The organism is Roseimicrobium sp. ORNL1 (genome assembly GCF_011044495.1).
In the GTDB taxonomy this organism is placed as follows: Bacteria; Verrucomicrobiota; Verrucomicrobiia; order Verrucomicrobiales; family Verrucomicrobiaceae; genus Roseimicrobium.
Map to the genome: position 1 here is coordinate 128,391 of NZ_CP049143.1, position 23,288 is coordinate 151,678.

20 protein-coding genes are annotated in these 23,288 nt (G+C 59.2%); 11 read left to right on the top strand and 9 right to left on the bottom strand.

The window, feature by feature from the left end:
- Positions 1 to 58: 58 nt before the first annotated feature.
- Positions 59 to 1,513: an ATP-binding protein gene (locus G5S37_RS00425; RefSeq protein ID WP_165199634.1), complete on the top strand. Its 1,455-nt coding sequence runs from the start codon at positions 59 to 61 to the stop codon at positions 1,511 to 1,513.
- 48 nt (positions 1,514 to 1,561) lie between these two features.
- Here G5S37_RS00425 and G5S37_RS00430 read toward each other — a convergent pair whose 3' ends face one another.
- The 4 genes from G5S37_RS00430 to G5S37_RS00445 form a co-directional block, all read right to left on the bottom strand.
- Positions 1,562 to 1,762 carry a hypothetical protein gene (locus G5S37_RS00430; RefSeq protein WP_165199636.1) on the bottom strand — a complete coding sequence of 67 codons (201 nt, stop codon included), beginning with the start codon at positions 1,760 to 1,762 and terminating at the stop codon, positions 1,562 to 1,564.
- Positions 1,763 to 1,854: 92 nt separating this feature from the next.
- Complete coding sequence (locus tag G5S37_RS00435) at positions 1,855 to 2,754, bottom strand: PQQ-binding-like beta-propeller repeat protein (protein WP_165199638.1); 900 nt, start codon at positions 2,752 to 2,754, stop codon at positions 1,855 to 1,857.
- A 70-nt stretch (positions 2,755 to 2,824) separates the two neighbouring features.
- Complete coding sequence (locus tag G5S37_RS00440; protein ID WP_165199640.1) at positions 2,825 to 4,792, bottom strand: hypothetical protein; 1,968 nt, start codon at positions 4,790 to 4,792, stop codon at positions 2,825 to 2,827.
- 209 nt (positions 4,793 to 5,001) lie between these two features.
- On the bottom strand, positions 5,002 to 5,331 hold the full coding sequence (locus G5S37_RS00445) for a GlsB/YeaQ/YmgE family stress response membrane protein (protein WP_165199642.1): 330 nt from the start codon (positions 5,329 to 5,331) through the stop codon (positions 5,002 to 5,004).
- 221 nt (positions 5,332 to 5,552) lie between these two features.
- On the opposite strand from G5S37_RS00445, the gene G5S37_RS00450 reads away from it, so the two are divergent.
- The 4 genes from G5S37_RS00450 (at position 5,553) to G5S37_RS00465 (ending at position 11,727) form a co-directional block, all read left to right on the top strand.
- Positions 5,553 to 7,052 (top strand): carboxypeptidase M32, encoded by a 1,500-nt coding sequence (locus G5S37_RS00450; RefSeq protein WP_165199644.1) that lies wholly within the window; start codon positions 5,553 to 5,555, stop codon positions 7,050 to 7,052.
- Between the two features lie 270 nt (positions 7,053 to 7,322).
- On the top strand, positions 7,323 to 7,847 hold the full coding sequence (locus tag G5S37_RS00455; RefSeq protein ID WP_165199646.1) for a hypothetical protein: 525 nt from the start codon (positions 7,323 to 7,325) through the stop codon (positions 7,845 to 7,847).
- Positions 7,848 to 8,051: 204 nt separating this feature from the next.
- Positions 8,052 to 10,421 carry a hypothetical protein gene (locus G5S37_RS00460; protein WP_206026257.1) on the top strand — a complete coding sequence of 790 codons (2,370 nt, stop codon included), beginning with the start codon at positions 8,052 to 8,054 and terminating at the stop codon, positions 10,419 to 10,421.
- A gap of 10 nt (positions 10,422 to 10,431) precedes the next feature.
- The gene (locus G5S37_RS00465) at positions 10,432 to 11,727 is read left to right on the top strand and encodes a DUF1501 domain-containing protein (RefSeq protein WP_165199648.1); all 1,296 of its coding nucleotides are present in this window, start codon (positions 10,432 to 10,434) and stop codon (positions 11,725 to 11,727) included.
- 51 nt (positions 11,728 to 11,778) lie between these two features.
- Here G5S37_RS00465 and G5S37_RS00470 read toward each other — a convergent pair whose 3' ends face one another.
- Complete coding sequence (locus G5S37_RS00470) at positions 11,779 to 13,095, bottom strand: right-handed parallel beta-helix repeat-containing protein (RefSeq protein WP_165199650.1); 1,317 nt, start codon at positions 13,093 to 13,095, stop codon at positions 11,779 to 11,781.
- Positions 13,096 to 13,229: 134 nt separating this feature from the next.
- On the opposite strand from G5S37_RS00470, the gene G5S37_RS00475 reads away from it, so the two are divergent.
- Positions 13,230 to 15,230, top strand: a complete 2,001-nt coding sequence (locus G5S37_RS00475) for a CehA/McbA family metallohydrolase (RefSeq protein WP_165199652.1) — start codon at positions 13,230 to 13,232, stop codon at positions 15,228 to 15,230.
- Between the two features lie 22 nt (positions 15,231 to 15,252).
- Complete coding sequence (locus G5S37_RS00480) at positions 15,253 to 16,131, top strand: hypothetical protein (protein WP_165199654.1); 879 nt, start codon at positions 15,253 to 15,255, stop codon at positions 16,129 to 16,131.
- 158 nt (positions 16,132 to 16,289) lie between these two features.
- On the opposite strand, the gene G5S37_RS00485 is transcribed toward G5S37_RS00480, so the two are convergent.
- Complete coding sequence (locus tag G5S37_RS00485) at positions 16,290 to 17,648, bottom strand: VCBS repeat-containing protein (protein WP_165199656.1); 1,359 nt, start codon at positions 17,646 to 17,648, stop codon at positions 16,290 to 16,292.
- Between the two features lie 130 nt (positions 17,649 to 17,778).
- Between G5S37_RS00485 and G5S37_RS00490 the strand changes: the two genes are divergently transcribed.
- Complete coding sequence (locus G5S37_RS00490; protein ID WP_165199658.1) at positions 17,779 to 18,396, top strand: hypothetical protein; 618 nt, start codon at positions 17,779 to 17,781, stop codon at positions 18,394 to 18,396.
- 88 nt (positions 18,397 to 18,484) lie between these two features.
- Positions 18,485 to 18,805 carry a hypothetical protein gene (locus G5S37_RS00495; RefSeq protein ID WP_165199660.1) on the top strand — a complete coding sequence of 107 codons (321 nt, stop codon included), beginning with the start codon at positions 18,485 to 18,487 and terminating at the stop codon, positions 18,803 to 18,805.
- A 35-nt stretch (positions 18,806 to 18,840) separates the two neighbouring features.
- Here G5S37_RS00495 and G5S37_RS00500 read toward each other — a convergent pair whose 3' ends face one another.
- Both G5S37_RS00500 and tsaA read right to left on the bottom strand, forming a co-directional pair.
- Positions 18,841 to 19,722 (bottom strand): phosphotransferase, encoded by an 882-nt coding sequence (locus tag G5S37_RS00500; protein WP_165199662.1) that lies wholly within the window; start codon positions 19,720 to 19,722, stop codon positions 18,841 to 18,843.
- A gap of 110 nt (positions 19,723 to 19,832) precedes the next feature.
- The gene (gene tsaA / locus G5S37_RS00505; protein WP_165199664.1) at positions 19,833 to 20,507 is read right to left on the bottom strand and encodes a tRNA (N6-threonylcarbamoyladenosine(37)-N6)-methyltransferase TrmO; all 675 of its coding nucleotides are present in this window, start codon (positions 20,505 to 20,507) and stop codon (positions 19,833 to 19,835) included.
- 163 nt (positions 20,508 to 20,670) lie between these two features.
- Between tsaA and G5S37_RS00510 the strand changes: the two genes are divergently transcribed.
- Together G5S37_RS00510 and G5S37_RS00515 are read left to right on the top strand one after the other, a co-directional pair.
- Complete coding sequence (locus tag G5S37_RS00510; protein ID WP_165199666.1) at positions 20,671 to 21,465, top strand: DUF1080 domain-containing protein; 795 nt, start codon at positions 20,671 to 20,673, stop codon at positions 21,463 to 21,465.
- 50 nt (positions 21,466 to 21,515) lie between these two features.
- The gene (locus G5S37_RS00515) at positions 21,516 to 22,121 is read left to right on the top strand and encodes a hypothetical protein (protein WP_165199668.1); all 606 of its coding nucleotides are present in this window, start codon (positions 21,516 to 21,518) and stop codon (positions 22,119 to 22,121) included.
- A 32-nt stretch (positions 22,122 to 22,153) separates the two neighbouring features.
- Here the strand turns inward: G5S37_RS00515 and G5S37_RS00520 are convergent, their stop codons facing one another.
- Complete coding sequence (locus tag G5S37_RS00520) at positions 22,154 to 23,248, bottom strand: dihydroorotase (RefSeq protein WP_165199670.1); 1,095 nt, start codon at positions 23,246 to 23,248, stop codon at positions 22,154 to 22,156.
- Between the last annotated feature and the right edge of the window lie 40 nt (positions 23,249 to 23,288).

A 23,288-nucleotide genomic window follows, 5' to 3' on the forward strand; every position in this document is an offset into this window, starting at 1 on the left:
CTTTTACTCTAAGGTGGTAAAAAGTTGTGGTCGCGTGGAAAGCATACCAGAATGAATCATGGATCTGTCTGAGATTAATAAGATTCGGCAACAGTTTCTCGCCGCCCAGTGGCCTCAGTTTCTCGAATCAGTTGAGATCGATGGTTTGCGGGGCTGGTCTAAACAAGCAATTCAGTTCCAATTCCCAATTTGTGCTGTGATTGGCGAAAACGGGACCGGAAAGAGCACCGTGCTGAAGGCCGCAGCCTCTGCGTACGAACAACCAGAGAAAAAGAACACATACTATCCATCAACCTTCTTCCCTGTGACACACTGGGACAAGGTTGAGAATGTAGCTCTTCAATATCGAATCAAACTCGGGAACGAGGTCAAGACTTTTCGCATTTCAAAGCCAGCAGTAAGATGGAGCTTTCCCGAGAAAAGATATACTCGAAATGTTTTCCTCTTTGATATTTCGCGGACCCTTCCGCTCGATGCATCAGCAGGGTACGCCAAAATTGCAAAACAGGCCGCCGCCGAGGTTTCAACGGAAGACCTTGACCCTGCTTTTACCGAGCGTTTCTCGCACGTTCTTGGGAGGGACTATAGGCAAGCGCGGTTCGCTGTTTCGGACATCGATCAGAAGAAACTCGTCGGCGTCGTTCGGAGGGAATTTGGTGAAATTTCGCAGTTCCATCAAGGCGCAGGCGAGGATGCCACCCTAGATCTATTTCGGGCGCTCCAGTCGTTGCCAAACTACTCAATGTTGGTAATTGACGAGATTGAGGCTTCACTGCACCCACGCGCACAAAGAAGGCTTGTTCGATTTCTTCTTTGGTTGTGTAGGCAAAAACGCATCCAAGTGATACTTAGTACGCACAGCCCTTTTGTGTTAGAAGAACTCCCGCAAGAAGCCAGAGTGATGCTCCTGCCAGGTCCTCAAGGTATAAACGTAATTTACGGTGTGAGTTCGGAATTCGCAATGAGCCGTATAGATGATAACGCCCACCCCGAGCTAGTCGTCTTTGTGGAAGATGATGAGTCCGGTGTGTTTCTCAGGGAGATTTTGGCTAGTCATCAAAGTGGAGCAGACGTCTTGGGAAGGATCGCAATCACCCCCGTAGGTCCTGCAAACGTCGTTCAAATGCTTGGGAGGCTCGGGGACGAAAGACGACTCCCATATCGCTCAGTTTCTTGCCTGGACGGCGATTCGGAAGTCGTACAGGGGTGCTTTGTTCTACCGGGCGATGAAGCTCCTGAGCCCACAGTATTCGCTGGACTTCGGAGTCAAAACTGGCCCAATCTAACCGAACGGTTTGGAATCGGGGCGGGGTCCCTTTATGGGTATCTAGAAGATGCCATGAGAGAGCCGGATCATCACAACTGGACTACGCTTGTAGGTGATCGCGTTCTAAAGAGCGCCGCGAGTGTTTGGGAAATTATTGCTCATGAATGGGCTAAAACCATACTATCTGCAGCTGATAGGGAGAGGATATTCACAGTGCTGAAGAGTGCGCTTGATCCCACCAATTGATAGCTCTCCTTTTATTGGACTTTGACCTTCTATCTAGCAACCGACGCCCTACCGAACCCCGCCCACACCCTTTTTCAGAGGTGTATCGATCACATTTCCCATGCCCTGCTGTTGGGCTTTCTCGATCTTATCCAGGTGGCCCGTCTTGCGTAGAGAGTCGCGCACGGACGTTCCTTCCTTCTTGATCTGATCCACCACATTGTGCCGGTCCTTGAAGGTCTTCTCCATCGCCCCGCTGAGGTCGCTCACGTGTTTGCCGGAGTCGATCCGCTCCTAGCGGTGCTACTGCTCCTCCGGCGTCACCTGAACCTGGAGAAACTCCCTGGCCATGCCACCACCAATCACCGCACCACCTCGCCCTTCGTCACATCTCCCGGCACATCCAGCGCCATGATCTGATTCACCGTCTTGAACTTCGCGTCGTCGCGGAACTCCCACACGAGCTTCTTGTCCTTCGTGATCTCGAAGAACACAGGCTGCTCACCAATGTGTCCGTGCCCGAGGTAGTTGCAGAAGATGGTGTTGCCATTTGGTAGGCGCTGGCAGCCAGCCATGAGGCGCAGGGTGTTCCCGGGGACGTCATTCTCATTGAGTTCCCACACGACTTTGTCTGAGGCATCGAGCTCAATGACCTTATGCGCATCGCCACAGGTCACAAGAAGGTGGCCATCCGGAAGTGCATAGGCGCCATGCGGGTCTCCGGGGACGGCGATGCTGCGCAGCACTTTGCCATCGCCATCCAGTTCCACGATCTTTCCTTCGCCCTTGAAGCACACGATGTAGTGGCCGTTCGCCAGCTTGCGGGTGCCGCGGAACTGGTTGTGCAACTTCACCTCCGGCTTCGTCACCAGGGCGATCTCCTTGGCAATCTTTCCCGCGTGATCCACTTCGATGATGCGGCTGGAGCCACATTCCACGATCATCACATTTCCATCCGGCAGCGGCTGGCAGCCATGCACCTCCACCTTGGCGGGTGCCTTGTACTCCCACACCACTTTCTTCTCCGGGGTGAGTTCCAGCGCGCCGCTCACGAAGCAGAAGAGGATGTTCCCATTCGGCAGCTTCCAGCAGTCCTGCGGATTCTTGCAGTCATACTGCCATTCGATCTGACCGTCTTTGGAGACAATGCAAACCTTGCCTCCGTTGTAGTCGCAGCAAAGGAAGGGATGCTGGGCCTGCAATGACGGCGCCAGGAGCACCAGGGCGAGAAGAGACAGTTGGAGAAGGAAGGAGCGGAGCATGGCGCCATGTTCGCCACGCGCTTCCCGTCGTCAACAGACGGCACGGGAATACGCCTGTCGGCGAACCTGACTACCCCACTCCGCCCACACCCTTCTTCGGAGGTGCATCGACCACCTTCCCCATGCCCTCCTGCTGGGCTTTTTCAATCTTATCCAAGTGGCCAGTCTTGCGCAGAGAGTCGCGCACAGATGTTCCTTCCTTCTTGATCTGATCCACCACGTTGTGGCGGTCCTTGAAGGTCTTCTCCATCGTCCCACTGAGGTCGCTCACGCTCTTGCCGGAGTCGATCAGCTCCTGGCGGTGCTGCTGTTCCTCCGGTGTCACCTGACCCTGGAGGAACTCCTTCGCCATGCCCCCAATCCTTTTCTCACCGCGGTCCATGGTGAACTTCACGTTGTCGAGTGAGACGCCCTGATTCTCGATGGCCTCCAGTGTCTGCTTGGTCTGCTCTTCACGGGGCTTGTAGTGACCGCTGCGGTCAGAGACGCCTTTGAGCGTGCCGTCATTGCCAATCTGCAACTCTCCCGCGCCGGCGACATCCTCGCCAGCGGTGAAGCTGGAATGGTGCACGTGCGCCTTCCTCCCACGATGGTCCATCTGACTGGTCAATTCGGTGTCCTTCGCCGTGTAGATCTGGCCTTTGCCATCCATCACAAAAATGTGGTCACCTTGCTTCATCCTTTCCGTGCCTGAGCCCTGCCGCAGCTTGCCATGCTTCACATGCACCTCGTGGGAGGAGCGCTGCTCGTCATTAAAGTACTGCGTGGTGGCCTGCTTGCGTGCCCAGTCCAGATCCCACTCCTCCCGGGTGAACTCAAGCTCTCCCTTCTCGCGCTTCTGTTTGTTGGCCATGTTGAAGAGCCACTCCTTTTCCTGCACCGTAACTTCCTGGCCGCCGACTTTCACCTTGGTGGAGCGCGCGTTTTTCTCCCCTTCGGCAAACTCCTTTTCGAGGGACTTCATTTTGAAGTTTGGGTCACCCTTGAGCTTGGGACCTTTTACTCCAAGACTTGGTTCACCGCTCAGATCATCCACCTCCTGCTTTGAGGAGCCAAGCTCCACCTCGGCATAGGACTTCTGCGCCTCGGTCGGAGTGATATACTGCTCGAGGTCCGCGTTCTTGGAGTTCTCATTGGTCGCCGCGTAGGTATCCACGTGGACAGGCTCAAGAGAGTCCCCCCGAACCGTGGGCGTGTCGGTGTCCGTGTCGTTGCCATCGATATAGCCCGTCCGGCTTTCGGAGCGCAGTGGATTCTCCTTCTGCGTGACAGTGGTTGAACCGGATGGCTGTTCGACATCGACATAACCCTTCGAGACCCTGGATGGTGAGTTCAGGGTATTCTCCTCACGGGAAATGGTGGTGGTCCCGGAACTCATGTTCACCTCATCGTTGCCTTCCGACTGCAATTGCTCGTCCGGGAGATACCCCCTGGACACATCCTGTCGCAGGGGGCTCTCATCCTGCTGTTGCGAAGGGGTGAAACGGCGCGTGCGCGATTCCGGCTTGTATCCATCCGACACATCCTGCCGCAAGGGATCCCCGGTCTGTGAAAGACTGGGAGCGGAGGAGCGCAGCTCGATCTCCTCGTAGGCCTGGGAAATCTTCGGCTTCTCCTGGTCTTCGCCCGAGAGGCTGTCTCTGCGGGAGAGTCCATCGATCGGCTTGGGAGGCTCCATCTGACTTGGCACCGTGTTCTTCGGGCCCAACGTCTGTACCTCTTCTGCAAATGTCACCTTCGGCTGGGGAGCCAGCCTGCCAGCAACTACTTCCTGTTGTTTCCGGTTTTCGCCAAGGGCCTGCATGAGCTGATCCCGCTCCGTGGCGAGCTTGGTCAGCGGATCGTTCTTCCCGGAGAGCAGTGCTGCTTTGAGCTTGTCACCGAGTGTGGGGCGCTTCGTGATGCGGCCCATCTTTGCCTCCACCGCCTTGAGCCGGGCGCTCATCGTTTCGTTTTCACGGGCAAGTTTGTCCGCCTCAGCCTGGAGCTTCGCACGCTCCGTATCGCCGGACGTGGGGTCTTTTGAGGAACCAGCCATAAAAGATGCATTTGGAATTCACATGAACTCCGTTTCTCAGGTCATGGGAGCACCTGAGCCGGGGGGATTAAATGGCACATGAGTACCATTCGGAGCATCTGTTCCGAGGTTACACTCCTGTGAGAAAGTTTTCCCACACGATCACGATTTCGCCATCGCGGGATCCTTCCACGATGGCGCAACGGAAAATCAGAACTCGGAAGTCAACATCACTTCCAGCCGCCGCCGCTCTCACTCGGATTGGCGGCGTCGGCCTCTCTCTTGGCGAGGTACTTGCGAATCAGCGACCATACCCCGAGGCACACGAGAGAACCGACGAACGCTGCCACGAGATCCTCTCCCGTCACCTTGATCTCACCGAGCCCCAGATCGATGCGGAGCGCCCCAAAAAGAAGGCCTCCCACCAGGGCTCCCAGCATGCCGAGGCCCACATGTGTCCAGAAGCCGAGGCCTTTCTTGCTGAAGGTCACGAGCCGCCCGGCCAGGGTGCCTGCGAGCGTTCCAACAATGAGCCATACGAGGATTTTGCCGATGGTCATAGCGATATAGGGTTTCCCCATTATGGCCGGAAGAGGACCATTTTGTCCAGCCGACAATCGGCGGGCAAGGCGGAATGAAGGTTCGTGCAGTCGGGCGGGCGGGCGCGCAAAGTCACGCGACGTTTCGCTTCCCGTGCGATTCCTCACGCGTAGATCTCCACAAGGAACGCGCATCCTCTTCTCTTGCATCCGCGCGCGAATCACCGCACCATTCATTTCCCATGCCCCTCTCCACCTCCTCCTACGATCAGCTTTGCCAGGCCGCGCGTGACATCAATCTCCTCCAGAGCGCTTCGGCGGTGCTCGGCTGGGACCAGGAGACCTTCATGCCTCCCAAGGGCATCGAGCACCGCTCGCGCATCCTGGCCCACCTCAGTGGTGAGGCGCATGAGCGGCTGACCTCAAAACGCTTCGGCAAGCTGCTGGAGCAAGCGGAAGTGGAAACGAAACGCGCTGCGGAGACCTCGGTGGCCAAGTCGAATGTCACCCAGTGGCGCCGCGAGTTTGACCGCGCCACGAAGCTCTCCAAGAAACTCGTGGAGGAGAACAGCAAGGCCATCTCGCTCGGCCAGGCCGCCTGGGCCAAGGCACGCAGCGAGTCGAACTTCGCCGGATTCGCCCCGCACCTGGAAAAGCTCGTCGGCCTTTCGCAGGAAATCGCGGAGCGCTGGGGTGGCAAGAACGAGCCGTATGATGCGCTGCTGGACCAGCACGAGCGCGACTGCACGGCGGAGGAAATCGACAAGCTCTTCACCGCGCTGCGCCCGCACGTGGCGAAGATTGCGCAGGAGGCCGTGGCCAAGTCCAAGGCCGAAGCTCCCCCCGAGAAAGCCATGCTGGGGAACTGCCCCGTGGAGAAGCAGCAGACGCTGAACCGCGAGGTGGCGGAGTCACTCGGCTTCGATTTTGAAGCGGGCCGCATCGATACCACGGCGCATCCCTTTTGCTCCGGCTTCGGTCCCGGCGATGTGCGCCTGACCACGCGTTATGATGAGCGCGATTTCCTCTCCTCCCTCTTCGGTGTGATGCATGAGGCGGGTCACGGCCTATATGAGCAGGGCCTGCAGGAGAAGGAATGGGGCCTGCCCTCCGGCGCCGCCGTCTCGCTCGGCATCCACGAATCGCAGTCGCGCCTGTGGGAAAATCATGTGGGCCGCTCGCGCGCCTTCTGGGAGAAGTGGTATCCGCGTGCCACCTCGCTCTTTCCGCATTTGAAGAAGCTGACGCTGGATCAATTCCTCCTCGGCGTGAACCGCGCCGAGTTCTCCTTCATCCGCGTGGAGGCCGACGAGGCCACCTATGACCTGCACATCATGCTGCGCTTCGCCTTAGAGCGTCGTCTCTTCAGCGGTGCGCTGAAGGTCTCTGAGCTGCCCGACGCCTGGAATGCCGAGTTCGAGAAATCGTTTGGTCGCACACCTCCAGATGATCGTCGCGGCTGCTTGCAGGACATCCACTGGTCCATGGGTGGCTTTGGTTACTTCCCCACCTACACCTTGGGCAATCTGAATGCTGCGCAGCTCTTCAGCGCGGCGATCAAGAAAGCGTCGATTCGCAAAGGCGCGGACAAGGGCGAGTACGCCCCGCTGCTCGGCTGGCTGCGTGAGAATGTGCACGCTCCCGGCTCCACGCTCTCTCCCGCCCAGCTCATGGAGCACGCCACCGGGAAGACCACCAGCACCGCGCCGTATCTGAAGCATCTGAAGACGCGGTTTTTGTAGGCGCCTGGAGTGTTGAGAACGCCGCTTCGTTCACGCGAAGCGGCCTTTGGAAGGTGGCTTCGGCTTCAGCCGAACTCAGGGGACGTTTCAATTCGGCTGAAGCCGAAAACTACTTTGTAGGGCTCGTCGGCGCTTCCATGCGTGAGGCATTGGCGTTCCGTATGCCCACAGTGGCATTGAATATCTTTCCACCATCCTCGTCCATGCAGGTCGTGACAAGAGTGCCGTTTTGCTCATGATAGCGTGAATCTCTAATCCACCTCCACCGACATGAAGTCATTTGCTCTCCTCTTCCTTGGCATTCTTGCATGCGCGCAGGACTTATCGGGAGCCGATATCCTCATTGAACCCCTCCCACCGGTGGGCAGTGAGATTTCCGTCTCAAACGAAGGCGTGGTCGATGTGAAGATGGACAAGGCCGGCACGGTGATTCTTGGTCGGTGCAAGGTCGAGGCTTTGCCGGAGAACTACATCATTATCTTCACCGCGGAGGGCATGGCGACGGAGTTGAATGGTGGGGGGATTGCGCTGGTCCTCTATGCTCTGGACGGCAAAGACATCGCTGGCAGAGCCTATGGTGGCACCAATATGATTTCTTCTTCAGCCAAGTGGTCCGGTCTGAGAACAAGTTACCTCGCCAAAGCCACCAAACAGTATGACCAAATCATGTTGGGAGTGAACTGTGAGGTTCCTTGCAACATCCGCCTGCGGAACTTCAAGGTCGAAGCCATGACCAGGCTGGAGTTTGAAAGACGGGTGGACGAGCGACGCAAGAAAGCGACCACGCCGAAGTAAAGGTCGACGAACGGAGCTGGATCCGCAGGCTGCCTCTCCATGGACTAAGTGCGCACCTCGCAATCCCGGGAAAGGACGGCCTGATGTTGCGCGTAGGAGGCACGTTAAACAGAATCCTGCCCAAGTGCCACGTCGCATTCTCACCGCGCCGTGCATCTTGCCAGCCATCTTCGCTTTCCCATGCACTCGCCTTGCATCTGCTCCGTGCGACGACTCTTTTGCTTCGCGCAAGCGCTGCCAGTGCTGATCACATTCGCAGGCTTGAACATCACCACGGCAGCTGAAGATCCCGCCGAACACCGCGACCCTGCGTGTGTGGGTATGGATCCGTATTTCCTGAACGAGGTCTGGGCCAAGGTGGGTGCGCAATCCTGTCTGAAATGCCACAAGGCGGGTGGCGATGCAGAGGACAGCAAGTTCATCCTGCAGGATCCCACGCGTGATACCTCAGACGAACGACTCGTTTCCTCCCAGCACAACTGGGCCGCCTTCCGCAGCATGGCGCTCTCGCGTGAAGGCGAAGGGAAGGATGCGGACAAGGCCCAAACGAAGCTCAATGATTCCCGCCTCCTGCTAAAAGCCCTCGGCAAGCTGGATCACGGTGGCGATGATGTGTTGAAACCCGGCTCGCCACGCTACCTCGTACTGGAGCAGTTCGTACGCTCCACGGAAGCCGCGCATGAGGGCAAACCTCTGCCGAAGCCAGCCATCACCGCCGCGAATGACCCGCCCTTCTTCGATGGCATCGTGATGGTGGACAATCGCAAGCTGCTGCGCCGTCTCACGCTCTCGCTGGCTGCGCGTCTGCCTACACCACAAGAGATGGCCGCCGTCGAGAAGGAGGGGCTGAAGGCAATCGCCCCCATCCTGGATGCGGTGATGAAGGAGGATGCCTTCTACGACCGGCTCGCGGAGGCCTTCAATGACATCTTCCTCGTGCGTGGTTATGACAATGGCGCGGAGAGCGCGCTGTCATATGATCACTTCAGCACCACACGCCACTGGACGCAGAAGTTCGACCTCACCAAGGTGGGCGATGAGAAGGCGCAGACGAAGGCGCGCTACAAGCTGGCGGATGATTATCGCGAAGCCCTGATACGCGAACCGCTGGAGTTGGTGAAGTACATCGTGCGCCACGATCATCCCTTCACTGAGATTGTCACGGCGGACTACATCATGATGTCACCCTATACCTCGCGCGGGTACGGCATGTTTGAAGAACTGAAGGACAAGTTCAAGAACGTCGAAGACCCGTATGAATACATCCCGGTGCGGCTGCATGCGCTGAAGAACCGCACGGGTCGCGACCATCAGCAGTCCGAGACAGGCTATTATCCGCACGCTGGCATGCTGAGCATCTTCCAGTACCTGCGTCGCTATCCCACCACGGAGACGAACCGCAACCGCCTGCGTGCGCGCATGTATTATGAGCACTTCCTCGGTATCGATGTGCTGGAACTCGCCGCACGCGTGGCCGATGCCGCCGCGGTCACCGCGAAGTATGAAATCCCCACCATGCAGGCCTCTGAGTGCGTGGTGTGCCATAGGACCATCGACCCCGTGGCCGGCCTCTTCCAGGACTACTACAGCTTCGAAGGGGTATTCGGCCCGCGCAAGGATGGGTGGTTCAAGGATATCTTTCCTGCAGGGTTCGAGGGTGAGGACATGCCGGTGGATCAACGCTGGCGCGCCTTGCAGTGGCTGGGCGAGCACACGGTGAAGGATCCACGCTTTGCCACCACGATGGTCGAGCATGTCTATCGCACCCTCACGGGTCGCAAAGTGCTATTGCCTCCGAAGGTGCTCGATGACCCCCTATATGAAGCGAAGATGCGTGCCTACCGCGCCCAGCGACAGGAGGTGGAGGAAATCGTGGATGTGTTCGTGAAGGCAAACTTCAATCTCAAGACCGCATTCAAAGCCTGGGCCGTGTCTCCTTTCTACCGCGCAGATGGTATTGCGACCAGCACCGCCAATCCAATGCGTGAGACGGAACTCGCCGACATCGGCCTCGCGCGCATGCTCACGCCGGAGCAGGTGGAGCGGAAGGTTGCCGCCATCTTTGGCAAGAGCTGGGGCAGGCTGATGGACAAGCAGTACTCCATCCTCTACGGCGGCATCGATTCGAAGGAAGTCACCGAGCGCGCCGTGGATCCCAGTGGAGCCATGGGCGCGATTCAGCGTACCATGTCGAACGACATCGCGTGCAAGAACGTCGCCTTGGACTTCTCCAAACCCGCGGATCAGCGTCGCCTCTTTCCAAAGATGGAACCCGATGTGCTGCCCGGCGAATCCGCGGAGAAGGACAAGCAGATCCGCGAGGCCATCGTGCACCTGCATGAAGTGGTGCTGGGACGTTTTGATGCTCTCGACAGCGCAGAGGTGACGCGCACCTTTGATTTGTTCGCAGGCATCGTCAGCGATGCGAAGGCGCGCAAGGGACTGGAACCGCTGGAGAACTACTCCTGCCGTGCTGAGGGCGAAGCGCGTACCAAAGACCCGGACTACACCGTGCGCGCCTGGCGCGGGGTGGTGACCTACCTGCTGCGTCAGTCCGACTTCCTATACGAGTAATGCCACTGCCATGAGACGCGACTTCCTGAAACTCTGCGGCCTTGCCGGACTCGGCGTGGCAGCGCCCATCACCTTTCCGCGGCTCGCACGTGCGGCGGAGAAGGATCTCGCTGCCTACGAGGGACCGTACTACGTGGTCTTCAATGCCTCCGGTGGATGGGACACCACCTATCTCATGGACCCGAAGGGCATCAATGAGATCAACCGCTTCTACAAGGACGGAGACATCCTCACGCAGGGAGCGCACAAGTATGCACCCACGGCCAAGCAGATGAAGGAAGGGTCCGGCATGAGCAACGAGGACTTCTACAAGGAGTTCGGCAGTGAGCTGCTGGTGCTCAATGGGCTCGACTACTCGGTGAACAATCACTCACCCGGCGCGCGCTACATGGCCACGGGGCATCTCGACAGTCTCGCTTATCCCACGTTCGCCGCACTCATCGCTGCATCACGCGGACCTCACTGCCCACTCGCGTATCTCACGTTCGGCAATTACTCAAACACGGGAAACCTCGTCGCCATGTCGCGCATCCCGTATCTGCCCTCGCTGCAGCGTGTGGCGAATGCCGACGGCATCGAGGGCAATGCGAAGAAACCCTATCACGATGACTTCGTGATGGACCGCATCGAGCGCACGCTGAAGGAGCATACCGATGCGCGCATCTCAAAGGAACTGCTGCCCCGCGTGGAACGCGCCGAAAGCATGCTCTACGCCGCACAACTCAACTCGAAAGCACTCGAGCGCGTGACTCCGTACATCCCTGCGAGCATTCCCAAGGAGCGACTCTCGCAACAGGCGGAAATCGCGCTGGCTTCCTTCAAGGCCGGCGTGTGTGTCTCCGCAAATCTCACCATCGGCCAGTTCGACAGCCATGCGAACAATGACCCGGATCAGATGAAGTTGATTCCGGAATTCCTGGCTGGCATCGCCTATCTCATGCGCCGCGCGGAGGATCTGAAGATCCGCGAGAAGATTGTCGTCATCATCCAGAGTGAGATGGGCCGCACGCCCACCTACAACAAGGGCAATGGCAAGGACCACTGGTCCATCGGCTCCATCATGTTCATGGGACCCGGCATCAAGGGCAACCGCGTCGTCGGCGCGACCGATGAGAAGCAGTTCGCCGCACCTCTGAATCCTGCCACGCTGGCGCTGGAGAAAGAAAAGGAGAAGGGCATCCGCGTGCGCCCCGAGCATATTCACATCGCCTTGCGCGAGTATGCCGGCATCGCCACGCACGCCATGAGCAAGCAGTATCCACTCGTGGTGCCGGAGAAAGACCGGCTGAAGGGTCTGTGGGGGTGAGGGGAAGGCTCAGTAGAAAGTAGCTTCGGGAGCGCGCTCATCCGTATCCGGCTACTTTCTCTCGTGCTTGTATCCCACCGCACTTTCACCTGCTTTCCGATTGAATCCCTCTCCATTCTCAAACCCCTTCTCCGGATTCACGAAAAGGTTCTTCAAACCTTCCGCATCACTCGGCACCACTTCACTGTCAGACACGCTCACCCCTTCCGACGGAAACGCATCTCGCTCGCCGTCCGCCTTCGGCAAGGTCACGACATAACAGCTCTTCAACATCACACGCCCACCGTCCTCAGCCTCCACGGGACATGAGCCCACCAGTGTGCAGTTCTTCATCTGCACTTCTCCCTTGCTCCATACACACGCGCCATCAGCGCTCTTCGGATACTGCGCATACGCGGCGAGGCAATTCTCCAGCGTTGCCGCGCCCCATACGCGGATGTTCCGCTTGTTGCGCAGGGCGATGCAATCCACGAACACCGACAGCTTGGCCTTCGTGTCCCAGCCACCATCCGTGTTGTCGAACGCACGGCACCGTGTCCAGCGCACCGTGCCTGCCATCTCCACGCAGAAGCCATCGCCGTTCCAATACTTATCGCCCGCGTCGTTGTAGCTGCCGCGCGCTTCGCAGTCGGTGAAATTGATTTCATCACAATCCTGCTCCACGGCAAAGCCCATCTGAAAGGGCTCCGTGGCCCAGGCCTTGCCACCCGCATCGGCGCTGCAGCGCTCTATCGTGATGTCCTTGTGTCCCGGCAGCAATCGCAAGCCGCGCTTGGTAAAATGCTTAAACACACAATCACGTACGGTGATGTTTTGCGTCACTCCATTCGTCTTCGCGTTCTCCTTGCTGCCGCGCCCCTTGCCTTCCGAGCGGATGCCCTCGCGTGCGCCGTACACGCGCACTCCGGAGATGACGCCCTCCGTGTTACGACCCAACAGATGGACGGCGGTATTCACCTGGCGGAAGTCGAGGTCCTTCAGCGTCCAATGTGAAGCCCCCTCCATCACCGTGATGATGTGCCCCCCAGTCTTCTCAGGCCGGGCCTTGTCAAAGTCTCCCACAAAGACCACACGCTTCCCGCCTTCGACCACACCCGCCAGGGTTCGCGCCTTGTCATCGGAGCGCGCGGCGATATCCAGACTCACTTCCTTGTATTCACCCGGCAGGAGCCAGAGCGTGTCGTCAGCCGACAGGGTGTCCCAGGCCTTTTGCAGTCCATCATTAGCCGCAGAGGCTGCATGCTCCTTGGAGGAGCCGTCTTTCGCGCCGCCTCCCTGCGGGCTCACGTACACGTCCGCATGCACCGCGAGTGTGACGATGAACAACCACACAGCAGACAGTGTGAACTTGCTGGGGAAAAGCATCATGACGGAAGAAGAGAACCCGCTCCGAAGGCTAAAACGAACGGACACGAACGACCAGACAATTCGAAGCCTTCACAAGCTGGAGACTGGACATCTGAAAGGAGCTTGCCGGTTGGTCTGTATGCGGAAGACCCTACATGTCGCTTCCTTCCCATTTGAAATCCTCCCGTCCGCAGGCTGCACGCATCATCGCCGCCCTGGGTGTCATGGCGGCAGCATGGTTCTTCGCTGCGGAGTCGCCCCAGGAGGTGCGCATCCTGGAACCCAAGGCACAGCACCTCGGTAAATCCGGCCAATATGAGTGGGATGAGTATAAGGACATGCCGGTGCATGGGGAAACGCTGACGCTGAAATTCAGCGCCACACCGAACGCCATCGAGCACACGCTCATCCTCCGGCAGAAGAATGTGAAGCTCACCTGGCCGGTGCTGCTGAATGGCAAGAAGCTCGGCGCCCTCACCACGGCAGAGCCTGCGCAGGATGTGGTCTTTGCTGTTGCACCGGGTTCATTGAAAGAGGGTGAGAATGTGCTGGAGGTCACCGCGCCACAGAACCTTGATGACATTGAAGTCGGGCCCGTGCGGCTTATGCCTATCCCAAAGGCCCAGGCTATCGGGGGAGCCACCCTTCCCATCACCGTGACCGAAGCGAGTACCGGCAAGGCCATTCCCTGCCGCCTCACGCTCACGCATGCGGACGGCACGCTGGCAGCCCTTGCGGCCCAACCTGCGAACGAGGTCGCCGTGCGCATCGGCGTGGTCTATACGCAACATGGAAAGACCCAGCTCGCGCTGCCTCCCGGCGAGTACATCCTCTATTCGAGCCGCGGCTTCGAATGGAGCGTGGCGGAGGCAAAGCTGCGCGTGAAGGCCGGTGAAAACCCCGAGGTGAAACTCCAGCTCACCCGCGAAGTCCCCACGGAGGGCTGGGTTGCCGCAGACAGCCACATCCACACCCTCACGTATAGCGGGCACGGTGACGCCACGATGGAAGAGCGCATGCTCACCATCGCAGGTGAGGGCATTGAATTGGCCATTGCGACGGATCACAATCACCACACGGACTACGCGCCCGTCGCCACGAGCATGGGCATCAGCGATCGCTTCACGTCCGTGGTGGGAAATGAGGTCACCACGAAGCACGGCCACTTCAATGCCTTCCCCATCGCACCCAATGCCCCTGTAGTGGATCACAACAAGGACGACTGGTCCACGCTCATCCCCGCCATGCGCGCCAGAGGCGGTGTGGAGGTCATCACGCTGAATCATCCGCGCGATCTGCACAGCGGTTTCGTTCCATTTGGTGGATTGCAGTTCTCACCGGTGACGGGCAAACATCGGGATGCACAAGCGCTGAGCGGGGTCGATGCCATGGAAGTCATCACCTCTGGCGCCATGCAGTCAGACATTCACCTGCTCTATCGTGACTGGTTTGCACTGTTGAACCGGGGCCATCGCATCGCCGCCGTGGGCTCCAGCGACAGTCATGATGTGAGCCGTTTCATCCTGGGGCAGGGAAGGACCTACGTCGCTGTACCGGATGCCGACCCCTCGAAGATAAATCTGGAAAAAGCATGGCAGAGCTACAAGCAAGGGCGACTGCTCGTGAGCATGGGATTGCTGGCCCAGATAAGCGTAGGAGACAAATTTGGTGTGGGAGAGCAGTTCGCCAGTTTGGGTGCGATCAACGTGACAGCCCGGGTCTATGGCCCATCCTGGACGAAGGCAGACCGTGTGGAGCTTTACGCCAATGGCATCCTCATCCGCGAACAGAAGATTATCGATGAAGGCAAGCCGGGGGAGAAGGCGAGCGTCACGTGGACGATTCCCAAGCCAAAACATGATGTGTATTTCGTGGTCATTGCCACCGGCCCGGGTGTCACCGCCCCTTACTGGGAGATTCCGAGTCCTTACCAACCGAGCAGCAAGACCTTCGCGCCGCGTGTCATCGGCTCCACCAATCCCGTGTGGGTTGATGCGGATGGCGATGGGAAATTCAAATCCGCATTTGCCTACGCTGAGTCTCTGGTGAAACAACACGGGGCCGATGATGCAAAGCTCAAAGCCGCGCTCAGCGACTACGACCAGAGTGTGGCCACACAGGTCGCTTCCCTGACGGGAACCTCAGTCAATCCCTAGGCATCCGGTTTCCGGGTTGCGAATGACCGCACGCATCGATACGATGGTTAATATGTTCGCGCGTCTTCCCCTGCTACTGCTGGCGAATCTGCTTCTCTGCGGCCTCTCCCTTTCACAAGACGCTTATCCGGAAGTCACCAAGTTTGCGAAGGGCATCGAGAACATCACCTGGAACCTGCGGGGCACCTCCGGGCTGAAGCATCTTAAGTACGACGGGAAGAGCGTGTTTGAAATCAAGCCGGGCGGTCGCCAGGGTAGTCCCTACGAGCATGCCTTTGTGGATGCCGGTGTACTGCGGCTGAACTTCCGGGGCGCCAATACGGGCTGGTACTTCTTCAGCGATGACCTCAAGTATGTGACACCGACGACGGTGGCGGGCGAAATCAACTTCAAGGCGTCTGGTGGCTCCGGCAAGCGCATCGCCAGCTTCCCCAGGGACATCGAAGGCGTGACATGGGAATCCATCCCAGATGAGCGCAAGATCAAGCCCGGAACCTTGCGCTGGAATGGCAGGGAACTCGAAATCGGTGCCAAGAATGGCGAGACCTGGGTCGTGGACAAGGTGGTGCCTGTGATTGCCAATCGCCGCGTACTTGAAGTCATCGCTCCAGATGGCTCGGTGATCTGGTGCGCTTTTTCAGAAGACGGCAAGGAAGCGTGGCTGCTCCAGCTTGAGAACATCTTCGGCGGCTATGCCGAGTCCACGCCCTCCAAGGCAGCCCTCACTGCACAGGAGACAGGACTCACTCCGCAGCTCAATGACCTGGCAAACCACGCCGAGGACCTCAAGAACGCTGGCGAACGCGGACGGCTCGATACGCTGCGCCGGCAGTTCCAGCGGAAGTTGAAGGACAATGCGGCACTCTCACAAAAAGTGACCCAGCGTCTGGCCACGCCGTAGTCGGTAGTAGCTCGTGCTTGTCACCTGTTTGCTGCGGGCAGCACCGTCCAGCAGGAGGGGCCAAGGCGCGGAGTGCAGGCACAGATGCATGGCGCAGAAACGGAAGAACGGTCGCGCTTGCTCCATGAGTTTCCATGCATCCTTTCGCGAAGCCAGTCCTACTTTGTCTCAGGAACTTCGGGTCTCAAAACCCGCGGGCGGTACTTCCCGTGAAGAATCAACACCTCGGGTGGCCCACCATCGAGGTTCGTGACCATGGGATCCTCTTGCACGGGTACCTGCTGGCCCCATCGACGTACCAGGGTGCCAGCCTTCTCATCCAGCGTCCACAGCTCGGCCATCACATCTTCCTTTTTCATGTCGGCGTAGCCACGCATGCCACGCACGGCCATCATCTCCTCCGTGCCATCGCCATTCACGTCCACACCACAGACACAGTAGGCGAGCCGTCCGGCCATGGTTGTGCCCAGCACGCGTATCGACCCATCGGTGTTCACGGCGCACGCATAGATATTGCCCCCATTGGTGCCCACCAGCATCTCGGGTCTGCCGTCACCATTCAAGTCGCCACTGCCCAGATTACACGCACCGCCTTGAGGCACCCGCCATGCATTGCCCACCTGCGTGAGCATGCCATCTCGTATTTCCAGCACCCATACGCTACCATTGTCATTGGCCACCAGGATTTCCATTTGCTTGTCTCCATCAAAATCACCAACGAGGAGGGAAGAGGTGGAGTGCGAGCCGTGCGAATCCGTCAGCAGGATGTCTGTCTTGCGTTGCACCTGCCACTTTTGCGATTCCGGCTTGATGCTGTAGATCAGAAGGGAATTCCACTCGTACTCTGGTTGAGGTTTGCGTGCGCTTAGATAGTTGAGGAGCATCACTTCAGGCTTGCCATCGCCATCCAGATCCTGCGCGGCCAAATTCTTCCGGTCCGATGAGAATCGCTCCGGGCTTTCCCACACGCGTGAAAATCCGCCCTCCGCCGTTCCCTCTAGCAGCCACAGCCGCTCGTCTGCAACCACGAGATCCAGGATGGCATCGCCATTGAGATCGGCAAAGAGCATCTTCGGCTTGAATGCCTTCCTGGTGACGACGTTTCCGGCGCCTGCCATGTCCATCTGATACTCGGGATCGTACACGCGCCGCGCCTTGATGAGTGCCTTCTCCCACCAGTTCTTGGGACGGGATTCATCTCTGGGCACATTCACAAAGAAATCACGTGTCCGCTTGGGAAAGGCATCCCTCCATATCTCCCGCCAGCCGCTGGATTCCTCGCGGAAGACCTGGAGCGTCCCATCTTCACTCGCCATGGCCAGCAGGCGCTGATGTGGATCCCCGAGTGACACGGCCCACCCGGAGAGTTGCTCCGACTTCGCTGAGTTCCATGTGCCTATCAGCGCGTCGTACGGGTTCCGGGTGAACCACCATCCGGCGCCCCCAAGGATTGCGATCCCGGCGAGGAACCCCACGGACTTCGCGAACCGTCTTCTCCTGGTGGGTGTCCCTTTCATGCGTGTGATTCCGGAGTGTTTGGGCCACTCCACAGTTGCCTTGCCTGGCAGTATCGTCTGGAATGTGCACCCATGGCCCAGTACAGTCTGAGTCACCTGCACCATTTTTTTTAAATCAGATCTCAACGACATGCACAAAAGAAATCTGCTCCTCCCTGCCCTGCTTCCATTCTTTGTCCTCGTCGTTTGCGCCTCCTTCTGCCGCGCCGAGCAGTTCGTGCTCTTCGACACGACCTTCACCTTCACGAAGGAACAGGCCGACAACGCCAAGCCCAGTCCCTCCCACTACTACGTGCGCGGGCCGATGATGAATGAAGCGCGTCCCAAGGACTGGACCGCTCCTGTGGACTACCGCAATGGCACTGCACACGTGCGCCTGGAGGTCATCGAGAAACCTGCCGGCAGCGAGGCCACCACGTGGAGCGTGTGCTACATCCCCAACAAGGGGCAAAATCACGGCTACGGCTGCTTCAACACGGACGTGTACAAGGAGAAGGGCGTGTATGAAAAGGACGTGCCCATGACCCAGTTCTGGCAGAATGGCGACATCGTCTGGAGCGAAGGCGTCAAGGAGATGCACCTCGTCATCAAGGACAACAGCGGCGGCAAGGGCCACGCCCACAAGCGCCCGGACCACGAAAAATTCTTCCCCACCAAGGTGCGCATGACCGTCGTTCAGGTCTCAGCCGGAGCGAAATACGACCCGAAACTGGTGCCGAACCTGTCACCGGCTGTGGAGAAAAAGTAAGCGCAGGAAAGCGGAAGGGGCGTAACTTTCCCGGTGGTCTGCCGAATCCTTCCACAGAGACCCTATTCACCCTGTCACTCCTACTGTCATGGCCAGCACCTCGAAACCCACCACTCCTCCGCCCCAGCAGCCCAAGCCCGACATGAGCCGGGACCTGGACCACAACGGCATCGTGGACTCCCTGGATGACCGCAGCCGTGACCTGGATCGCGATGGTGTCATCGACACCGCCGACCGCCAGGAGAAGGATCTCAATCGCGACAACAAGATTGATGGTTCAGACCAGACCAAACAATCGGTCCCCAAAGTCGGCACCGTGCTGGGCTATACCAAAGATGGCGATTCCTGGACGCCCCCGGAACAGAACAACAAGATCCAGCAACAGCAGACGCTCAGGCCGAAGCTCTAACCACGCCACTCTGGCGTGGCGATGGTGATTGTTGCCTATCGCATCTTCTCCAGCCACTCGATGCGTAGCTGCAGTTTGCGCTGCCGCTCCGCGTTGGGGTTGGGATAGAGCACGGGATACCACGCCGTCATCACCGCCGCACGGGCGATGAGACTTTGGTGGAGCACATTCTCATCGATGCGCCCACCGGCATCGCGATAGGCTGCGAGGATGCCATTCACGGTGTCGTGGTCTTCCTCGAGGAGTTTCGCATTCCAGATGATGGAGGCCACGTCCCACTCCACCGGCCCGGCAAAGGTATCTTCCCAGTCGGCCCATAAGAGGCCCACGGTGGTGTTCATGAGGTTGCCCATGTGCGCATCTCCGTGAAGCACTTGATGCGGGCAATCGCCCAGCACCTGCAGCGAACTCAAGAGATGAGCACGCAGGAGTTCCAGCGTGGATGTGGGAAAGGCGTTCTTCTCCTCGAGCGCATCCAGCAGCGCGGCACTCTCGGTGATGATGGCCAGCTTGGGCAGCGGTTGGGTGCAGGTGCGCAACACCTCATGACACTGGTACAACGTGCTGCCGATATCCTCCGGCTTTGGCTCTTCCTTGATGGCCGTGACGAACTTCCAGAAGTTCATCGGATAGCCAAGATGTTCATGCGGTCCCGGCGGCAGCGCAGCATGCAGCGGTATCACGGGCGCTCCCTGCTCCGTGAGATGCTGCGCAATCGCATTCTCCCGCGCGAACCATTCAGTCCCCTGCCGTGGGCCATCCACATCCTGCACCACGCGTGCCACCAGATCCTCCGTGAGTCGCAGCACCAGCGTGTGACCATTCTGCAAAATCTCACACCGGTCCGGCACGATGCCATGTGCTGCCAGCACTTCCGTGGCCGCACGGATGGGGAGGGTCGTATCACGTTCGCTCATCTGCGCATGTGCATGTTCTATTCACATGACCGGCGCAAGAACATTCCTGGCATCTCCATCCACCCCTGACTCAACCTTTGTGCCTTTTGCGTCTCTTTGCGGCCAACCTTTCAGTCCACTTTCTCACAGCTCTTCACGCACACGCCTTCTTCCGCCATGACCCAGCGCACCCGCCATCCGGATATCTCGGTGGCATACTCACGCGCGGTATCCTCGTGATACGCCGGCTGCGGCTGCAGAGCGAGTGACTGCGAGATCACCTCACGCACCTCATCCGGCACGGCGCTCTCACACTCCCATCGCACCGGCACGGTGGGCGGCGGCGTATCCGCAAAGCTACTGCGCGCTTCGGGAATCGAGTCCGCATACCGCACATACGGCTTGATGTCGAAGACCGGCGTGCCGTCCACGAGATCCACACCGGACACAAACAACCTCGGTGCGCCTTCTCCTTCCCGCTCCACCCGTTCCAGCTTCACCACCGTCAAGGCAAGGCGGTTCGGGCGGAAAGGCGAGCGTGTGGCAAACACCCCCTTGCGTTCATTCCCACCCAGCTTCGGTGGCCGCACCATGAGGGACTTCGGTTCTTCCTCCACCAGGTGAAACATCGTGATGAGCCACAGATGGCTGAACTCCTCAATGCCACGCACGGCCTCCTCACGCCGATACGCCGGCTCAAACTCAATTACACCCCACGCGCTCGACGCGAGCCCGGATTGACGCGGCACACCGAACTTGCCCGTGTAGCACGTGCGCAGGGTGGCGATGGTGTTGAGCGAATGCATGAGGAAGTCTGACGCTACTACCGCGTTTGCTTGAAGGTAAGTCAAGGCAAGGCGCGCAACGGCAAGGATCACCTTGTATCTGGTGATCACGGATCGTGATAGAGAGTCGGGCCATGGCACCGTTTATGAGCAGCCCCAGCCGCACACCTCAAAGCAAAACATCATGCGCAGACTTCTCCCTCTCCTTTCGCTCCTCGCTTTCACACTTCCCCTCGCTGCGGAAGACAAGGCGCCATCCCCGCCGGAGGGATTCACCGCCATCTTCAATGGGAAGAACCTGGACGGCTGGAGTGGCAGTGACAAATACTGGTCCGTGGAAGACGGCTGCCTGACCGGCGTGACTGATGGCAAGCTGGACTACAACCGCTTCATCACGTGGAAAGGCGGGCAGGTGAAGAACTTCGAACTGCGCGTGAAGGTCAAGGTCACCAAGGGTGGCAACAGCGGCCTGCAGTACCGCGGCAAGGAGCGGCCCGACCTGGGCGAGTGGGTGGTCACAGGGTATCAGTGCGATGTCGTCCCGGCCCGCGAAGACTACAACGGCATGCTCTATGAGGAACGTGGTCGTCGCATCCTTGCGCACACCGGGGAGAAGGTGGTCATCGACCCGCAGGGCCAGCCGTGGGTCGTGGGGAAGCTGCCCACCCAGGTCTTCCCACCGGACGAGTGGCATGACTACCGCGTCCTCGTGGAAGGCAATCACCACCAGCACTGGATCGATGGCGTGCAGACCGTGGATGTCATCGACCTGGATGAGACCGGCCGTGCCTTGGAGGGTGTCATCGCCGTGCAGGTGCACGTGGGCCCGGTGATGAAGATTCAGTACAAAGATTTCTTTGTGAAGCACCTTCCCGCGGACCTGCCCCTGCTCACTCCCGCTCAAGCTCCCGTCCCCGCTGACGCCGTGAAAGTGGTGCCGCAGGGTGGGGGAAAGCCCAAGAAGCAAGAGTCAAAGTGACCTCACTTTTTCCATTGCATGATGCACGCCTTGATGCGTGAAGGAGATTTGTGAGCAGAAGTGTCAGCCCCATCTTCGACGACGCCCCGCAGGTAGGAAATACCGGGGGTAAGAAACTCGATCCACTCAACCTCTTCCTCCAGTTCTTTGCCCTGCTCGTCTGCCTCGGCATTCCGGCACTGGTCACGGCACTCGCTCCGGTATCGTGGGTCAGGTTTGAGCGGCACGGTGAGCGGGTCACCGCTCATGCCAGAACCTGCCTGTACTTCGTCATCCCTTTCAAGACGGCCACGATTGATCCTGTGGTCGGGGTGGGCAGGGACTTCAAGGGTGGGTCCACCAGGACCGAGAGGCGCAACGGTCGCAACGAGAAGGTCACGTCCGAGGACCAGGGCTTCCTGGTCATCAAGGGTGAAAATCAGGAGTTCGCGGTGCCTGTGACGCCCTTCAATCTCGACTCCGTGCTGGAGAGGTCCAACGCCTTCCTGAAGGACCCGAAGGCGACAGAGCTGAGCATGTTCGTGGTCGCCAACTGGAAGTTCAGCGTCTTCTGCGGAGGGCTGGCAATGCTGCTGCCTTTGATTTTGCTGGGATGCACCGTGTATGCCTTGGGGCAGAAGGTGTTTGGTGGTCCAGGGCGTGGCAAGCGGGCCTGAACCTGAGCTAGACACGCGAGGAGCTGCCCGCCTCACCCCACGATCCGCCACGTCAGCTCAATCCCCATCCCCACAGGAAGCGGTGTCACGGGACCGGCTGCAGTCTCAAGCAGGGCAATCTGTGAGGGAGCCTTCTCCAGATGGAACTGCTGCGAGGAAGCTGCGAAGCCGTAGAACGCAGGACCGTTGAGGCTCAAGAAGCGCTCGAACAGCGTCCGTCCCTCTTCAGTTCCGAGGTCCACACCTGCCTCCTCAAATGCCATCGCATAAAGCTGCGGCGCGCACCCCCCGGTGAAGCAACCTGCCGCACAGCCACAGGCGGTGGCCTTCGTTGTATGCGGCGCGCTGTCCGTGCCCGCAAAGAACTTCACCTGCCCGACAGTCGTCGCCGCCTGCCGCAGCGCCGCTCGGTCATCCTGGAACTTCACCACCGGCAGGCAGTAGAGGTGATATTTCAGTCCCTGAATGAGATGCCCCAGCGTGTAGAGCAGGTGCTGTGGAGTAATCGTTGCACCCACGTGCTCCGGCGCTCCCGCCACGAACTCTGCTGCCGTGCGCGTCGTGATATGCTCGCACACAATCCGCAGCTTCGGATGCGCCTCCACAAGTCGTGGCATGCGCTCGCGATAGAAGCGCGTCTCCGCATTCTGCTGGGCATCGATGTAATCCGGGCCGCTCAGCGCATGCTGTTCCCCGTGGATGCAGAGCACCACGCCCGCCTCTTCCATGGCCCGGAAGACATCACTGCCGATGAGCTCATCCATCGGCATCCCATGCTCGGCGTTCGTCGTGCCGTGCGGTGGGTAGTACTTGCACGCCCTCAGCACGCCCGAGGCCGAGCCCTCGCGAATCATCTCCGCCGTGGTCTGGCGGGTGAGGTACAGCGGCACGATGAGCTGCTCAAACGCCTCCGCACCGGCGGCACGCAGATCCGCGGCATAGCTCTCAATCGACCATCCATCGCCCTGCGCCGGTCCCGCCACCCGGCTCACCGGTGGCTGGGTATTCGGCATCGCCAGCGCCCCGGCACAGCCCATGTCCCTGTGCGCCTGCACATAGGCAGCCATCGCTGGCCCCTGGCGGAAGTGGGTGTGGAGGTCGAACCATTTGGGAAGAGTGAGGCGCATGCTCTCCCGTTACCGTGGGACCGCCCGGGATCAATCCCGA

Excerpts from the sequence above, each read along its gene's own strand:
- G5S37_RS00475 (WP_165199652.1), top strand. The coding sequence starts at position 13,230 with ATGTCGCTTCCTTCCCATTTGAAATCCTCCCGTCCGCAGGCTGCACGC.
- G5S37_RS00445 (WP_165199642.1), bottom strand. The coding sequence starts at position 5,331 with ATGACCATCGGCAAAATCCTCGTATGGCTCATTGTTGGAACGCTCGCA.
- G5S37_RS00510 (WP_165199666.1), top strand. The coding sequence starts at position 20,671 with ATGCGCAGACTTCTCCCTCTCCTTTCGCTCCTCGCTTTCACACTTCCC.
- G5S37_RS00455 (WP_165199646.1), top strand. The coding sequence starts at position 7,323 with ATGAAGTCATTTGCTCTCCTCTTCCTTGGCATTCTTGCATGCGCGCAG.
- G5S37_RS00495 (WP_165199660.1), top strand. The coding sequence starts at position 18,485 with ATGGCCAGCACCTCGAAACCCACCACTCCTCCGCCCCAGCAGCCCAAG.
- G5S37_RS00440 (WP_165199640.1), bottom strand. The coding sequence starts at position 4,792 with ATGGCTGGTTCCTCAAAAGACCCCACGTCCGGCGATACGGAGCGTGCG.
- G5S37_RS00450 (WP_165199644.1), top strand. The coding sequence starts at position 5,553 with ATGCCCCTCTCCACCTCCTCCTACGATCAGCTTTGCCAGGCCGCGCGT.
- G5S37_RS00485 (WP_165199656.1), bottom strand. The coding sequence starts at position 17,648 with ATGAAAGGGACACCCACCAGGAGAAGACGGTTCGCGAAGTCCGTGGGG.
- G5S37_RS00500 (WP_165199662.1), bottom strand. The coding sequence starts at position 19,722 with ATGAGCGAACGTGATACGACCCTCCCCATCCGTGCGGCCACGGAAGTG.
- G5S37_RS00480 (WP_165199654.1), top strand. The coding sequence starts at position 15,253 with ATGACCGCACGCATCGATACGATGGTTAATATGTTCGCGCGTCTTCCC.
- G5S37_RS00490 (WP_165199658.1), top strand. The coding sequence starts at position 17,779 with ATGCACAAAAGAAATCTGCTCCTCCCTGCCCTGCTTCCATTCTTTGTC.
- G5S37_RS00465 (WP_165199648.1), top strand. The coding sequence starts at position 10,432 with ATGAGACGCGACTTCCTGAAACTCTGCGGCCTTGCCGGACTCGGCGTG.
- G5S37_RS00520 (WP_165199670.1), bottom strand. The coding sequence starts at position 23,248 with ATGCGCCTCACTCTTCCCAAATGGTTCGACCTCCACACCCACTTCCGC.
- G5S37_RS00425 (WP_165199634.1), top strand. The coding sequence starts at position 59 with ATGGATCTGTCTGAGATTAATAAGATTCGGCAACAGTTTCTCGCCGCC.
- G5S37_RS00470 (WP_165199650.1), bottom strand. The coding sequence starts at position 13,095 with ATGATGCTTTTCCCCAGCAAGTTCACACTGTCTGCTGTGTGGTTGTTC.
- tsaA (WP_165199664.1), bottom strand. The coding sequence starts at position 20,507 with ATGCATTCGCTCAACACCATCGCCACCCTGCGCACGTGCTACACGGGC.
- G5S37_RS00435 (WP_165199638.1), bottom strand. The coding sequence starts at position 2,754 with ATGCTCCGCTCCTTCCTTCTCCAACTGTCTCTTCTCGCCCTGGTGCTC.